Origin of the sequence: Kitasatospora sp. NPDC086801, from assembly GCF_044745805.1 — a bacterium.
GTDB lineage: Bacteria > Actinomycetota > Actinomycetes > Streptomycetales > Streptomycetaceae > Kitasatospora.
In genome coordinates this window covers 593,194-607,338 of record NZ_JBIVAX010000001.1, presented here as the reverse complement: position 1 = coordinate 607,338, position 14,145 = coordinate 593,194, and the positions used below count along the sequence as shown (strand labels likewise).

Annotated in this window: 16 protein-coding genes and 1 tRNA gene; 5 read left to right on the top strand and 12 right to left on the bottom strand. The window is 73.0% G+C overall.

The genetic code is table 11. The features are described from left to right. Positions 1 to 35: 35 nt before the first annotated feature. From ACIPLC_RS02780 to ACIPLC_RS02750, 7 genes are all read right to left on the bottom strand, one after another. Positions 36 to 791 carry an RNA polymerase sigma factor SigF gene (locus ACIPLC_RS02780; RefSeq protein ID WP_400470638.1) on the bottom strand — a complete coding sequence of 252 codons (756 nt, stop codon included), beginning with the start codon at positions 789 to 791 and terminating at the stop codon, positions 36 to 38. A 366-nt stretch (positions 792 to 1,157) separates the two neighbouring features. After that, complete coding sequence (locus tag ACIPLC_RS02775; protein ID WP_400470326.1) at positions 1,158 to 1,451, bottom strand: Dabb family protein; 294 nt, start codon at positions 1,449 to 1,451, stop codon at positions 1,158 to 1,160. A gap of 92 nt (positions 1,452 to 1,543) precedes the next feature. Beyond that, the gene (locus tag ACIPLC_RS02770; protein WP_280673602.1) at positions 1,544 to 1,708 is read right to left on the bottom strand and encodes a hypothetical protein; all 165 of its coding nucleotides are present in this window, start codon (positions 1,706 to 1,708) and stop codon (positions 1,544 to 1,546) included. A gap of 452 nt (positions 1,709 to 2,160) precedes the next feature. Further along, positions 2,161 to 2,247: transfer RNA gene (locus tag ACIPLC_RS02765), tRNA-Ser, on the bottom strand. A gap of 93 nt (positions 2,248 to 2,340) precedes the next feature. Further along, complete coding sequence (gene tadA / locus ACIPLC_RS02760; RefSeq protein WP_400470636.1) at positions 2,341 to 2,772, bottom strand: tRNA adenosine(34) deaminase TadA; 432 nt, start codon at positions 2,770 to 2,772, stop codon at positions 2,341 to 2,343. 147 nt (positions 2,773 to 2,919) lie between these two features. Beyond that, on the bottom strand, positions 2,920 to 3,456 hold the full coding sequence (locus ACIPLC_RS02755; protein ID WP_400470323.1) for a tRNA adenosine deaminase-associated protein: 537 nt from the start codon (positions 3,454 to 3,456) through the stop codon (positions 2,920 to 2,922). A gap of 288 nt (positions 3,457 to 3,744) precedes the next feature. Further along, positions 3,745 to 3,981: a hypothetical protein gene (locus ACIPLC_RS02750; protein WP_400470320.1), complete on the bottom strand. Its 237-nt coding sequence runs from the start codon at positions 3,979 to 3,981 to the stop codon at positions 3,745 to 3,747. A 164-nt stretch (positions 3,982 to 4,145) separates the two neighbouring features. On the opposite strand from ACIPLC_RS02750, the gene upp reads away from it, so the two are divergent. Next, entirely contained in the window at positions 4,146 to 4,781 is a 636-nt protein-coding gene (gene upp, locus ACIPLC_RS02745; RefSeq protein ID WP_350876411.1) for a uracil phosphoribosyltransferase, read from the top strand. 74 nt (positions 4,782 to 4,855) lie between these two features. Here the strand turns inward: upp and ACIPLC_RS02740 are convergent, their stop codons facing one another. Both ACIPLC_RS02740 and ACIPLC_RS02735 read right to left on the bottom strand, forming a co-directional pair. Then, on the bottom strand, positions 4,856 to 5,536 hold the full coding sequence (locus tag ACIPLC_RS02740) for a LytR C-terminal domain-containing protein (protein WP_400470318.1): 681 nt from the start codon (positions 5,534 to 5,536) through the stop codon (positions 4,856 to 4,858). A 253-nt stretch (positions 5,537 to 5,789) separates the two neighbouring features. After that, the gene (locus ACIPLC_RS02735; RefSeq protein ID WP_063348635.1) at positions 5,790 to 6,086 is read right to left on the bottom strand and encodes a type II toxin-antitoxin system VapB family antitoxin; all 297 of its coding nucleotides are present in this window, start codon (positions 6,084 to 6,086) and stop codon (positions 5,790 to 5,792) included. 201 nt (positions 6,087 to 6,287) lie between these two features. On the opposite strand from ACIPLC_RS02735, the gene ACIPLC_RS02730 reads away from it, so the two are divergent. Next, positions 6,288 to 7,844 carry a helicase HerA-like domain-containing protein gene (locus tag ACIPLC_RS02730; RefSeq protein ID WP_400470315.1) on the top strand — a complete coding sequence of 519 codons (1,557 nt, stop codon included), beginning with the start codon at positions 6,288 to 6,290 and terminating at the stop codon, positions 7,842 to 7,844. 20 nt (positions 7,845 to 7,864) lie between these two features. Here ACIPLC_RS02730 and ACIPLC_RS02725 read toward each other — a convergent pair whose 3' ends face one another. Then, a complete protein-coding gene (locus ACIPLC_RS02725; RefSeq protein ID WP_400470312.1) occupies positions 7,865 to 9,031 on the bottom strand; it encodes a hypothetical protein in 1,167 nt (388 codons plus the stop codon). Between the two features lie 239 nt (positions 9,032 to 9,270). Here ACIPLC_RS02725 and ACIPLC_RS02720 point away from each other — a divergent pair, with 239 nt between their 5' ends. Continuing rightward, the gene (locus ACIPLC_RS02720; RefSeq protein WP_400470309.1) at positions 9,271 to 9,789 is read left to right on the top strand and encodes a YbhB/YbcL family Raf kinase inhibitor-like protein; all 519 of its coding nucleotides are present in this window, start codon (positions 9,271 to 9,273) and stop codon (positions 9,787 to 9,789) included. 5 nt (positions 9,790 to 9,794) lie between these two features. Then, positions 9,795 to 10,676: a hypothetical protein gene (locus ACIPLC_RS02715; RefSeq protein WP_400470306.1), complete on the top strand. Its 882-nt coding sequence runs from the start codon at positions 9,795 to 9,797 to the stop codon at positions 10,674 to 10,676. Here ACIPLC_RS02715 and ACIPLC_RS02710 read toward each other — a convergent pair. After that, positions 10,673 to 11,638 (bottom strand): helix-turn-helix transcriptional regulator, encoded by a 966-nt coding sequence (locus ACIPLC_RS02710; protein ID WP_400470303.1) that lies wholly within the window; start codon positions 11,636 to 11,638, stop codon positions 10,673 to 10,675. The genes ACIPLC_RS02715 and ACIPLC_RS02710 overlap by 4 nt on opposite strands. Positions 11,639 to 11,779: 141 nt before the next feature. On the opposite strand from ACIPLC_RS02710, the gene ACIPLC_RS02705 reads away from it, so the two are divergent. After that, positions 11,780 to 13,273, top strand: a complete 1,494-nt coding sequence (locus ACIPLC_RS02705; RefSeq protein ID WP_400470301.1) for an MFS transporter — start codon at positions 11,780 to 11,782, stop codon at positions 13,271 to 13,273. Positions 13,274 to 13,364: 91 nt separating this feature from the next. Here ACIPLC_RS02705 and ACIPLC_RS02700 read toward each other — a convergent pair whose 3' ends face one another. After that, positions 13,365 to 14,000, bottom strand: a complete 636-nt coding sequence (locus ACIPLC_RS02700; protein ID WP_400470298.1) for an HhH-GPD-type base excision DNA repair protein — start codon at positions 13,998 to 14,000, stop codon at positions 13,365 to 13,367. Positions 14,001 to 14,145: the final 145 nt, after the last annotated feature.

Genomic DNA, 14,145 nt, shown 5'->3' with positions numbered 1-14,145 from the left:
CGCAAGATGTCACGCGGGGGTAACGCGCTGCAATCTCAGTCTTCCCAGGAGTTGCCGGTCCGAAGCCTCGTCAGAATGCGTGAGAGCAGCCGTGAGACGTGCATCTGGGACATCCCCAGCTCGGTGCTGATCTGCGACTGGGTCAGGTTGGCGAAGAACCGCAGCATCACGATCCGCCGCTCCCGCTCGGGCAGCTGGACCAGCAGGTGGCGGACCATGTCCCGGTGCTCGACCTCGGCCAGCGCGGAGTCCTCGTAGCCGAGCCGGTCGAGCAGGGCGAGCCCGCCCTCGTGCTCCTGCGCCGCCTCCAGCGAGGCCGCGTTGTAGGCCCGCCCGGCGTCCAGGCAGGCCCGGACGTCCTCCTCGGGGATCCGCAGGCTGGCGGCGATCTCCGGCACCTTGGGGGCCCGGCCGTGCAGCACCGTCAGCTCCTCCATCGCGCCGCTGACCTGGACCCACAGCTCCTGGAGCCGGCGCGGGACGTGCATGGTGCGGACGTTGTCCCGGAAGTAGCGCTTGATCTCGCCGAGGATGGTCGGCAGCGCGTAGGTGGGGAACTGGACGCCGCGGGTGGGGTCGAAGCGGTCGATCGCGTTGATCAGACCGATGGTGCCGACCTGGACGACGTCCTCCATCGGCTCGCTGCGGCTGCGGAAGCGGGTGGCCGCGTAGCGGACCAGCGGGATGTTCACCTCGATCAGGGCGGCTCGGACCCGCTCCCGCTCGGGGGCGCCCGGGGGAAGCTCCGCGAGCCGTTCGAACAGCACCCGGGTCAGCGTCCGGACGTCCATCGCGGGGCGGCCGCCGGGGCCGCGCAGGCTGTCCGGGCGGAGTTCGCCGGCCGGGCTGATGATCGCCGCCAGTACCTCGTCGGACACGTCACCCCTCCCTCAGTCGATAACGAAGGGCCCTGCGGATCGGGTGTCGCGGCTGGTTCACCACCTCGCCATGTCCGGCAAAACCGGTCATAGCATCACAAGGCGGGCGCAGGTCGGGCAAGCACCCGATGGAGGTGTGTTGGTGCGGCATGGGGGCTTCACCGGGCCTCCCGTCCAGGTGCCGCAAGGATCGTTCCGGGACGGAGCAAGGTGCCCCGTCCGGTGGCCGGACGGGGCGCGGCGGGCCGTCCGGGGGACGGGCCTCGGCTGCCTCGGGGGTCAGACCTCGATGTCGGCGATCACCCAGGTGGCGAATTCGCGCCACTGACCGGCCGCGGCCTGATGGGCCGGGTGGGTCAGGTACGCCTGCAGGGCGTCGCGGTCCTCGACCAGGCTGTTGATCGCGTAGTCGTGGGCGATGTCCCGCTCGGTGGTGTTCCAGCCGCACTCCCACTCGCGCAGCTCGGGGATCAGTGAACCCAGCTCGGCGAACGCCTTGGCGCCGGCGAGCGCGCGCTCGTCGTCCTTGCCGACGCCGTCGTTGAGCTTGAACAGGACCAGGTGCCGGATCACGATTGCCGCTCCTCGCGGACGGGGACAGAGGGTCCCGCCCACCGTAGCCGGTGCGCCGGGGCGGCAGAACGGGCCCTACGTGACGGGACGGGTCATTTGATCAGTCCGGTCATGAAGGTGCCGACCGCCTTGGCCGCGTTCGAGATGCCCTCGAAGCCCAGTTGGACGAGCTGGGCGGAGCGGGCCGGCGAGCTGATGATCGAGTAGAGGACGAAGATGAGCAGGAGGACCATGCCGATCTTTTTCGCCTGCGCCATCGAGTACCTTCCTCCCTGCTGTGGGCCGCCGCCATCCGGGTCCCCGAGCGGCCCTGCGGAAGCAGCTTATCCACCGGACGGGCTATCAAGTGTGCGACGCGTTCGCCGGGCGGGACGAAGGTCCCCGGGAGTGGGGCCTTTCTCCGGGTGCCCGGAAGGGGCCCGGGCGGCAGGATGGAAGACGTACCGAGGATCTGGCAGGAATCCCCGGTGCGTGGATCCGGAGTTCCCCGCTGTGGGACCGGGCGCCGCGGCTTCCCCCCGACGCGGCGCCGGTTGTGGGACTCCGCCGGGGGAGCGGTCAGTCCCCCCGAGCCGCTCCCCCTTTCCAGGCTCCGTACCCTCCGGGCGTTGGTGGTCATCAGCCCGGAGTACGGAGCCCTTTTCGCGTTCGAGGGTGCGCGGAAACGCCGAGGGCCCGTCCGGATCGGACGGGCCCTCGGGCTTTCCAGCGGTAGCGGTGGGATTCGAACCCACGGTGGAGTTGCCCCCACACACGCTTTCGAGGCGTGCTCCTTTGGCCGCTCGGACACGCTACCGAGGGGAACTCTACCGGACGGGTGGCGCGGTCACGAAATCCATATGGCCGGGCGGCCGGCGGGGGAGTCGGCACCGGAAGTCGGCACCGGAAGTCAGCGGTGGGACTCGAAGAACTCGCGCAGCTGCTCGCCGCACTCGTCGGCGAGGACGCCCCAGACCACCTCGGGGCGGTGGTTGAGCCGGCGGTCGCGCATCACGTCGAAGAGCGAGCCGGCCGCGCCGGCCTTCTCGTCGAGGGCGCCGTAGACCACTCGGTCGATCCGGGACAGCACGAGGGCGCCGGCGCACATCGTGCAGGGCTCCAGGGTGACGATCAGGGTGCAGCCGCTGAGCCGCCACTCCCCGAGCCGCTGAGCCGCCTGCCGGATCGCGACCACCTCGGCGTGCGCGGTCGGGTCGCCGACCGCCTCGCGCTCGTTGTGGCCGCGTCCGATCACCTCGCCGTCCGGGCCCAGGACGAGCGCCCCGACCGGGACGTCCCCGGTGGCCGGCGCCAGGGCGGCCTCGGCGATGGCGAGGCGCATCGGCGCCGCCCAGCGGTCGCGGACCGGGTCGGGGCGGACGGGGGCGGACAGGGGGGCGATGCGGGGGACGGCCTGCGGGGCGGATGCGGACTGCATGGCATCCAGTGTCGGGTATCCGGCGGCGGGCACCGGCCTGGTCACCGACCGCTACCGGACCGCCTCCAGGACCTCGCCGCAGCCGAGGGCCTCGGCGATCTCCTCCAGGGCGTCGCCCGGGACGGCGCCCTCGCCGCTGAGGGCGAGCAGCTCCTCGGCGGCGAGGCCGAACTCGGTGAGCAGGTGGGCGTCGCCGAGCGGGCCGACCGGGACGCCGGCGCGGGCGTCCTCGTCCTGCTCCTCCGCCTCCTCGTTCTCCTCCAGCTCGACGACCAGGTGGTCCAGGTCGCCGAACTCGCTCTCACCGGCCTGGTCGACCAGTTCGTCGGTGAGGACGGAGCCGTAGGAGCTGCGGGCGGCGGCGGCGCCGTCGGACACGAAGATCCGCGGGTCCTCCTCGCCGTCCACCCGGACGATGGCGAACCAGGCGTCCTCCTGTTCGATGAAGATCAGGACGCTGTCGTCGTCCTGCGTGGAGTCGCGGGCCAGGTCGGTCAGGTCGGCGAGGGTTTCGACGTCGTCGAGCTCCGTCTCGCTCACATCCCACCCGTCCTCGGTGCGAGCAAGCACTGCAGCGAAGTACGCCACCAGGGACACTCCCAAGATCTCGGTCTCGGCTGTCGGCGCGCTCGGGCAACGCGAAAATCTGGCCGCCCCCGCGCCAGAGGCGGTCCGCTCGTTCGGACCGTCCCATCGGAATCGTGACAGAAAGCCCGCCCTTGCGGGGGGTGTTCGGCAGCGCGTCTTTGCAGGTCGTGTCGGAAGGGCTGGCCGGCGGCCGGTGAAGCGCCGGCGGCGCCCGGGGCCCGTTGGATCCGGGCCGGCCGGTCCGCGGGGCTGCGGGGGGAGCCGCGCCGGAACCGCTTCGGATCCTTGTCAGATCCGGAAGGTTCGCATCCGCATGGCCTCGCGCATCCGCCGTTCCTTGGTCCGTCGGGGCTGGACCCGCTCCCGGAGCTCGCGGGCCTCGGTGAGCTCGCGGAGGAAGACGGCCCGCCGCTTGCGGCGGTCCGCCTCGGTCTCCGGGGGGTCCTGCGGCGGGCCGGGGCGATCGCCCGACCGGCCTGCGGGCTCGTCCGCCGAGCCGTCCCCGGCGTTCGGGTTGCTCGTCATAAGACGTGACATTCCCAGATCAGCCCGGTTGATACCACAGGAGGCGCTTCCGTCCGGACATTCGCGGGGCGTCACGGCGCGTCACGGCGCGGTGAACCCCGCCGACGGCGCGGCCGCCACGCGGCGAGTCGTACAGGCGTGCAGACCCGGGCTAACCTCGACACATGCGTCTCCACGTCGTCGACCACCCCCTGGTGGCCCACAAGCTCTCCACCCTGCGCGACGAGCGCACCGACTCGCCGACCTTCCGTCGCCTGACCGACGAGCTGGTGACCCTCCTCGCCTACGAGGCCACCCGGGACGTCCGCACCGACGAGGTGGAGATCACCACCCCCGTGGCGGTCACGCTCGGCACCCGCCTCAGCTACCCCCGCCCGCTGGTCGTGCCGATCCTGCGCGCCGGTCTCGGCATGCTGGACGGGATGACCCGGCTGCTGCCGACCGCCGAGGTGGGCTTCCTCGGCATGGTGCGCAACGAGGAGACCCTGGAGGCCTCCACCTACGCCACCCGGATGCCGGACGACCTCTCCGGCCGCCAGGTCTACGTGCTCGACCCGATGCTGGCCACTGGCGGCACCCTCGTCGCGGCGATCAAGATGCTGATCGAGCGCGGCGCCACCGACGTCACCGCCGTGGTCCTGCTGGCCGCGCCCGAGGGCGTCGAGGTGATGAAGCGCGAGCTGGCCGGCTTGCCGGTCACCGTGGTCACCGCCGCCCTGGACGAGCGGCTCAACGAGAACGGCTACATCGTGCCCGGCCTCGGCGATGCGGGCGACCGCCTGTACGGCACCGCCGGCTGAGCGGATCCCCCGAACGGACGAGAGCCCCCCGGCGCGGTGCCGGGGGGCTCTCCTGTTGCGCGGGACGACCAGCCTCAGCAGCTGCCGGTGGCGGTCGGGGCGGGGGTCGGCTTGGTCGCGAGGGCCAGGGCGGCGGCCGCCTGGGTCTCGTCCAGCAGGGCGTTGTAGCTGTCGCCGATCACGAAGTCCACGGTGCCGTCGGCGCGGGCGTCGGCGGTGGCGGTGGCCCCGGCGATCTGCGAGCTGAGCAGGGTGGCGGCGCCGGCGCCGGCCGGGCCGGCGATCACCTGGGCGGTGCCGGGCACCTTCTTGTCCAGTTCGGCCGGGGCGTTGCCGACCTTGCCGATCGTGAAGCCGCGCTTCTTGAGCTCCTCGGCGGTCCGGCCGGCCAGGCCGCCCTTGGTGGTGGCGTTGTAGACGTTCACCGTGACGCCGGACGGCTGCGGGATCGCGTGCGGGTCGCCCTGGGCGGCGGGGGCACCGGAGGCGGCGGGCGCGCCGGGCGTGGCGCCCGCGGTGGGGGCGGCCAGCGGCTTGCCCGACGGGGTCGCGCAGGCCTGGGCGGAGGAGTTCTTGTTCTTCCCGCTGAAGATGTCGTAGAGCTGCACGCCGCCGAGGCCGATCAGGGCCAGGGCGAGCAGGGCCGCGAGCCCGGCGATCACCTTGCGGCTCTTCCTCGGGGGCCGGCCGAGTCGTGGATAGGCGGTGCCGGTGACGCGGTACTGCTTCCCCTTGAGGCCTTGGGGAGTCAACATGCTCACGGTTTGTCTCCCCCTCGTGCCAGGGCGGGGTCGGGATGACGGATCGGCTGGTGCGGGTGGATCCCGTGGTGCGGGTGGATCCCCTGGTCGCGGCCGTAGTCAGCAGCGTAGTGCCGTCCGGTCGGGAAGGTACTAAATGATCATCATCTGGAGTACGCCGGTACCCGAAAGGAGGTACTCGGGTACGCGCGGACCGCCCTCCGCCGACTGGCGAGGGGGCGGTCCGGGAGCCCGTGCAGAGGGATCGTCACTCCATTTCGAGGACCCGGGCGTGCAGCACCTGGCGCTGCTGCAACGCGGCCCGCACGGCCCGGTGCAGGCCGTCCTCCAGGTAGAGGTCGCCACGCCACTTCACCACGTGGGCGAAGAGGTCCCCGTAGAAGGTCGAGTCCTCGGCGAGCAGGGTTTCGAGGTCCAGTTGCCCCTTGGTGGTCACCAGCTGGTCGAGCCGCACCGGGCGTGGGGCGACGTCAGCCCACTGGCGGGTGCTCGTCCGGCCGTGATCCGGGTACGGCCGCCCATTGCCGATGCGCTTGAAGATCACACGGAAAGCCTACCGTTTGGGCGGCGGATGGCGCAGCCGCCGCGACGCCGCCACGCGCTCGGGTGTGAGCTGCGGGAGGACGATTGCGGCTGTTTGATGGGAAATGTCGCGAACATCGCCCGGTTCCGATCGGGCCACGGACTGCCCGGGACCGGGTTCCGGGCCCGCCCAGCCTCCCGCCCCGCCCAGGAGAGTGCCCCGATGTCCTCCGCCCTCACCCCGCCGGCCGTCCGGGAGATCGCCGACGGGTACGCCTTCACCGGGCCCGCCCTCGACCTCGGCGCGGTGCTGCTGGACGGCACCGCCTACCCGGACGCCCAGGTGCGCATCCCGCTCGGCGTGCTCAACCGGCACGGGCTGGTCGCCGGCGCCACCGGCACCGGCAAGACCAAGACCCTCCAGCTGATCGCCGAACAGCTCTCCGCCCAGGGCGTGCCGGTGTTCCTCGCCGACGTCAAGGGGGACGTCTCCGGCGTCGCCGCGCCCGGCGCGCCGAGCGAGCGCACCGCCGCCCGCGCGGCCGAGGTCGGGCAGCAGTGGACCCCGCGGGGCTGCCCGGTCGAGTTCTACTCGCTCGGCGGCCAGGGCGCCGGGATCCCGATCCGCGCCACCGTCACCAGCTTCGGGCCGCTGCTGCTCGCCAAGGTGCTCGACCTGAACGAGACCCAGGAGTCCTCGCTCAGCCTGGTGTTCCACTACGCCGACACCAAGGGCCTGGAGCTGTACGACCTCAAGGACCTCACCGCCGTCATCGCCTTCCTCGCCTCGCCCGAGGGCAAGGAGGAGCTGAGGACCATCGGCGGCCTCTCGTCGGCCACCGCCGGGGTGATCCTGCGCGCGCTCACCGTGCTGGAGAACGAGGGCGCCGGGGCGTTCTTCGGCGAGCCCGAGTTCGACACGGCCGAACTGCTGCGGACCGCCCCGGACGGCCGGGGCGTCGTCTCGGTGCTGGAACTGCCCGCCGTCCAGGACCGGCCGCGGCTGTTCTCCACCTTCCTGATGTGGCTGCTCGCCGACCTCTACCAGGAACTGCCCGAGGTCGGCGACCTGGACAAGCCCAAGCTGGTGTTCTTCTTCGACGAGGCGCACCTGCTGTTCAAGGGCGCCTCCAAGGCCTTCCTGGAGGCCATCACCCAGACCGTCCGGCTGATCCGCTCGAAGGCCGTGGGCATCTTCTTCGTCACCCAGACCCCGCGCGACGTCCCGGCCGACGTGCTCGCGCAGTTGGGCAACCGGGTGCAGCACGCGCTGCGCGCCTTCACCCCGGACGACGCCAAGGCGCTCAAGGCCACCGTCTCGACCTTCCCGCGCTCCTCCTACGACCTCGGCGCGGTGCTCACCTCGCTCGGCACCGGCGAGGCCGTGGTGACCGTGCTCTCCGAGAAGGGCGCGCCGACGCCGGTCGCGGCCACCCGGCTGCGGGCGCCGCAGTCCCTGATGGGGCCGATCGAGGCGGGCGCGCTGCGGGCCGTCGTCGACGCCTCGCCGCTGACGGCGCGCTACCGGGACGCGATCGACCGGGAGTCGGCGTACGAGAAGCTGGCGGCGCGGGCGGCCCGGCCGGAGGCCGCCGTACCGGCCGGGGCGCCGAAGGAGCGGGAGCCCGCCCCGCGGCGGGAGGAGCCGAAGGGGGCGGGCGGGCTGCTCGGCTCGCTGCTCAGCAACCCGACGGTGAAGTCCCTGGCGCGTTCGGCCGGGAAGCAGCTCGGGCAGGAGATCTCGCGCAGCCTGTTCGGGACGTCCAAGCGGCGGCGCTAGCGGGGCCGGTCCGTCGGCGTTCAGCCGGCCAGGGCGGCGCCGATCCGGTCCAGCGAGGACAGCCGCATCAGGCCGTAGTTGTAGAACTCGACCTCGGGGACGCCCAGTTCGCGCAGGGTGGCGATCTTGGCGGCGAGGTTCTCCGGGCCGTCGCAGTCCGAGGCCATCGGGCGCAGGATCACCGCCATGTCCTGCGGGCGGACGCCGTGCAGGGCGAACGCGGCGATCTTCTCCCGGACGGCCTCCGGGGTCTTCGCGTAGCCGAGCGTCTCGATCTGGTCGGCCGCCTCGGCGAGCGCGGGCAGGTCGATGCCGGACAGCCAGCCCTTGCCCGGGCCTGCGCCGTCCATGAAGCTCAGCCGCATGCCGTGGCGCCGGGCCTCCTCGGCCAGTTCGGCGGCCAGCGTGGTGACGGTGGTGGTGGCGGCGTCCAGGTAGGCGGCCAGGGCGCCGTCCGCGAGCGCGCTCAGGTCGGCGGGCTCGGCGGCGGCCGCCTCGTCGGCCAGCCGGCGGCGCAGCTCGGTGCGGACGGCCTCCGCGACCTCCTCCGCCGGGACGCCCGCGCGGGTGGCGGCGGCGCGGCAGTGCGTGCAGAAGCAGATGCCGAGCAGCGCCTCGGCGGTCGCGCCCAGCTCCTCGAAGTAGCGCTCGTGGTGGTAGCCGTGGCGCAGCCCGTGGAAGTGCAGGGACTCGGCCCGGATCGCGTCCACGCCGTACCGGGCCAGCTCGGTGACCAGGGTCCGCGCGTACTCCCGGACCTCCGGGTCGGCCGGGCAGAGCTCGGTGAGGTGGCGGTCGCCGAAGGCGTTGGCCGGGGCGCAGTCGGGGTGGGCGAAGCCGAGCCGGTCGTTGTGGCAGAACACCGTCCAGGCGTGCAGCTTCAGCCCTCGGCGACGGGTCTCGGCGGCGGCCTCGGCGAAGGGGTCGCGGTCGCCGATCGCGGTGGAGGGGACGGGCGCGAGCCGGCGGCCCCGCCAGCGGGCCGGATCGGGGCGGAAGTACGCCGCGCCCGGCTCCAGGTAGCGGATCACCCGGCGGGGGTTGTGCGGGAAGACGTCCCGGGCCTCGTGGTAGACCGAGGCGAGGGTGACGCCGCCGACCCCGGCGCGGTCGGTGAGGTTGCCGAAGAAGGTGTCGGCGCCCTCGTCGAGCAGGTCGGTGGCGAAGGCGAGGACGGACGACTCCACGGCGCGGCTCCGGAGCTGGGGGCGGGTGCGCTGCCCACGCTAGCCGCAGGGGCCGGATTGGTCTATACCTGGCGGTTTGAACGGTTTGAACGGGCCGGGCCCGGACAAGGGGACGGCCGGCTCGGAGGCGGCCGGATCGGACGGGCACCCCCACTACAGTGAACCGTGTCAGTCGGACCGTGTCCTTCAGCGTCCTTCAGCCCTGGGCCGTCCACGGCCCGTTGAGAGGTGACCACCCCATGAGCGCTCGCCCGCCGCTGCCGTACGACTTCCTGCCGCAGGTGCCGTCCTTCCCGCTGACCAGCCAGGACGTCACCGACGGCGGCACGCTGGCCCGGGAGTTCAGCCACGCCGGGGGCAACCTCTCGCCGCAGCTGGCCTGGTCGGGCCTGCCCGAGGGCACCCGGGGCGTCGCCGTCACCTGCTACGACCCGGACGCGCCCACCGGCTCCGGCTGGTGGCACTGGCTCGCCCTCGACCTGCCCGCCGACACCGTCGAACTGCCGCGCGGCGCCGGCTCCTCGGACGAGGACCTGCCCGGCGCGGCCTCCTTCCACGGCCGCAACGACTTCCCCGGCCACCGGTACGACGGGGCCGCCCCGCCGCCCGGCACCCCGCACCGGTACGTCTTCGCGGTGCACGCCCTGGACGTCGAGAAGCTGGACGTCTCCGCCGACACCCCGGCGGCCCAGATCGGCTTCCACCTGACCTTCCACACGCTGGGGCGGGCGCTGCTCACCGCCGAGTACGGGGTCTGAGCGCGGTGGGCCACGATCCGGTCGAGGTCTGGCGGCTGTCCGAGGAGGACCGGTCGGCCGGCCGCCGGGCCGTGGCCTGGACGGTCGGGCCGGCCGGGGAACCGGCCGTCCTGGTGGTGCCGGAGCAGTACCTGGCGCCGGCCGGATCCTGGCCGCCGGTCCGGCTGCCGTTCGACGGCGAGGTGGTCGTGGCCGCCCCGCAGGGGGAGTGGCGGGTGCCGCTGTCCGGCGTCTCCTGCTTGCCCGACCACCTCGGGCTGCTGCCGGGCGGCCGGGTGCTGCTGGCCGGGTACCGGGCCGAGCAGGACGGGGAGGAGTGGCTGCCCAACGCGGCCGTGTACGGCGCGGACGGGACGCTCGAACGGGAGCTCGCGCTCGGCGACGACGTCCAGGTGCTGGTGACCGACCGGGACGGCCGGATCTGGATGGCGTACGGGGACGAGGGCATCTACGGCGACCACCCGATGGCGGTCTCCGGGCTGCGGGCCGCCGACAGCAAGGGCCGGGTGGTGTGGAGCCCGGAGAAGCTGCCGTCCCAACCGCTGGAGGGCCTGGCCGGCGCGACCGACGGGCGGAGCGCCTGGCTGGCCTGGTACCCGAGCCCGTCGGCCAGCCACCTCACCCGGATCGACGCGGTCGACGGGCCGTCGACCACCGTGCCGTGCCCGGTCCGGCTGCCGGTCGGCTTCGCGATCCACCGTGGGCAGGGCGTCTTCCTGTCCAGCGGAGGCGAGTTGACCTGGCACCAGCTGATCGGCAAGAAGTGGAAGCAGACCCGGCGCCGGCAGCTGAGCGTGCCCGGCGCGCTCGACCAGGAGCGGGCGCACGGCCGGGACGGCGCGCTGTGGTTCCGTGCGGGGGACGGCTGGTACCGGGTCGACGTCTAACCGGCCGCGCCCGTGGCCCGGTCGGCGCGGGCGGCCAGGGTGCGCAGGTGGGTGATCAGCTCCGGCGGCTCGTGCACCTCGAACTCGCAGTCCAGCGTCAGCAGCCGCACCGCCGTCCACTCCAGGGAGTCCGTGCGGGAGCGCAGCCGGCAGCTGTGCTCGTCGATCGGCTCGATCTCGGAGTCGCCCCGGGCGAAGTGCCGCCGGACGTTCGCGGCCGGGGCGTGCACGGTGGCGACCACGGCGCGGGCCGGTGACTGGCGGCGCAGCTTGCCCGCCACGTACGCGGCGGCGTCCTCGGCCGGGAGCGGGCGCGGGGTGAAGTGGGCGCCGGTGGCCCGGGGTTCGCTGAGCCGGTCGACGCGGAAGAGCCGCCAGTCGTCCCGGTCCAGGTCGTAACCCACCAGGTACCAGCGGCGGCCGGCCGAGACCAGCCGTTCGGGTTCGACGTTGCGCCTGGTCTCGGCGCCGTCGCCGGCCCGGTAGGCGAAGCGCAGCCGCTCCCGGTTGGTGACGGCGCCGGCGAGCACGGTGAGGTCGTCCGGGTCGACGGTCGGGCCGTCGCCGGTGAGCAGCGGCACGGTGGCGGCGTTGAGCGCGCCCACCCGGTGCCGCAGGCGGCCCGGCAGCACCTGGAGCAGTTTGCCGAGGGCACGGACCGAGGCCTCCTCGATGCCGACCACCGCGTGCCCGGCCGCCGCCCGCAGCCCGACCGCGATGGCGACGGCCTCCTCGTCGTCCAGCAGCAGCGGCGGCATCGCCGTCCCCGCGACCAGCCGGTAGCCGCCGACCGCGCCCATGGTGGCCTGCACCGGGTAGCCGAGGTCGCGCAGCCGGTCGATGTCGCGCCGGATCGTCCGGGGGCTGACGCCGAGCCGCTCGGCCAGCTCGCTGCCGGGCCACTCGCGCGGGGTCTGCAGGAGGGACAGCAGGTTCAGCAGCCGTGCGGGGGTGTCCGTCATGCCGTCCAGGATGCCGGACGACTGGGACAGGATCTGACCTACATGCCCCGTAGTCTCGCGGATGTGCCGACGAGCAGGACGAGTGGGACGCATGGGACGAGCAGTGCTAGCAGTGCGAGCAGGACGAGCGAGGAGTACCGAATGAAGACCGCGGACGCGGACCGGCGGAGGTGGATCGCGCTGGCGATCGTGATGGTCGCCTCCTTCATGGACCTGGTGGACGTCACCATCGTCAACATCGCCATCCCCAGCATCCAGGAGGACACCGGCGCCTCCTTCAGCGCCATCCAGTGGGTCACCGGTGGCTACGCGCTGGCCTTCGCGATCGGGCTGATCACCGGCGGCCGGCTGGGCGACATCTACGGCCGCAAGCGGCTGTTCCTGATCGGCATCGGCGGGTTCACCGTGGCGTCGGCGCTGTGCGGCCTGGCCTCCGGACCCGAGATGCTGGTCGCGATGCGGGTGCTGCAGGGCGGCACGGCGGCCATGATGGTGCCGCAGGTGCTGTCGATCATCCACGCGACCTTCCCGGCGGAGGAGCGCGGCAAGGTGTTCGGCATGTTCGGCGCGGTGGTCGGGCTGGGCGCCGTCTCCGGGCCGCTGATCGGCGCACTGCTCACCGAGTGGGACCTGTTCGGCCTGGCCTGGCGCCCGATCTTCCTGATCAACCTGCCGGTCGGCATCGTCGGGATGCTGCTCGGGCGGCGCTTCATCGACGAGTCGAAGGCCGAGCGGGCGCTCAAGCTGGACCTGGTCGGGGTGGCGCTGGCGAGCGTCGGCCTGCTGATGCTGATCTACCCGCTGACGCACGGGCGGGAGGCCGGCTGGCCGCTCTGGGGTTACCTGTCGATGGTCGGCAGCCTGGCGGTGTTCGCGTTGTTCGTGGCGTACGAGAAGGCCAAGACGCGGCGGGACGGCTCGCCGCTGGTCGAGCTGTCGCTGTTCCGGGTGAAGAGCTTCGCGGCCGGCATCGGGGTGCAGCTGGCCTTCGGCGTGGTCTGCGGGATCTTCTTCCTGGTCTGGACGCTGTACATGCAGATGGGCCTCGGCTGGAGCCCGCTCAAGGCCGGGTCCACCGGCATCCCGTTCTCGCTCGCCGTCTCGGCCGCGGCCGGGCTGTCCGTGCAGAAGCTGGTGCCCCGGTTCGGGCGCCGGGTGCTCCAGACGGGCGCGCTGGTGATGGCGGCGGGCGTGCTGACGTACATCTGGGAGGCGGACCGGTACGGCACGGCGATCGCGCCCTGGCAGATGGCGCTGCCGCTGGTGGTGATGGGCCTGGGGATGGGCCTGATCGTCGCGCCGATCACCGACGCGATCCTGGCGGAGGTGCCGCGCGCGCACGCCGGTTCGGCGTCGGGGCTGATCAACACCGTCCAGCAGATGGGGAACGCGCTCGGGCTCGCGCTGGTGTCGGTCGCCTTCTTCGGGGCGATGGACGACGTGGTCGCGCCGGAGGCGATGGGCACCGCGTTCGGCGGGGCGTTCGTCCACGCGATGTGGTGGGTCGCGGGGGCGCTGCTGGTGGTGTTCCTGCTGATGTTCGCGCTGCCGCGGCGCAAGGCGGTCGCGCCGGGCGGCGCGGGTGCGGCGGAGACGGCGGACGCGGCGGAGGAGCGGGAGCCCGTCCTGGCCTGACGGCCGCAGCCGAGGGCCCCGGTCGCGCCGCGCGACCGGGGCCCTCGGCGTACACCCGGCTCCCGGCGGGGCCGGTCGGGGCGATCGGTTCTCAGCGCGCCCCGGCCGCACTCACGGCGGTCGTCCGGGTGGTGGTCTTCGCCGCGGACTTGGCCTCCTTCGCGGCGCGCTTCATCTCCTGCTTGAACTCCCGGACCAGGTCGAGGGATTCCGGTCCGGTGATGTCGGCGACCGAGCGGTGCGCGCCCTCCTCGCCGTACGCGCCGGCCGCCTCGCGCCAGCCCTCCGGCCGCACGCCGTACTGCTTGCCGAGCAGGGCCAGGAAGATCTGCGACTTCTGCTTGCCGAAACCGGGCAGGGCGTTGAGGCGGCTGAGCAGTTCCTTGCCGGTGCGGGTGTCCTTCCACAGCGCGGCGGCGTCGCCGTCGTACTGCGCCACCAGGAACTGGCAGAGCTGCTGGACCCGTTTGGCCATCGCGGCCGGGTAGCGGTGCACGGCGGGCTTCGAGGACAGGAGGGCGACGAACTCCTCCGGGTTGTACACGGCGATCTCCCGGGCGTCCAGGTCCTCCCGTCCGAGCCGCTGGGCGATGGTCAGCGGACCGGTGAACGCCCATTCCATCGGCACCTGTTGGTCCAGCAGCATGCCGACGAGCGCGGCCAGCGCACTCCGTCCGAGCAGTTCGTCGGCCTCGGGCTGCTGTGCGAGCCGGACGGTGACGTTCATGGGCTTGCCCTCCTCGGAGTTGACGTCGGGTCGGCGCCCAGTCTGGTGGACGGGCGGGGGCGGAGGCGGTCAACACGCCCGTAGCAGGGGAAGTCTTGGAGTTCCAGGCCTTGGCGTGCCTGGTTTGTTCGTTGGCGGAGCGGTT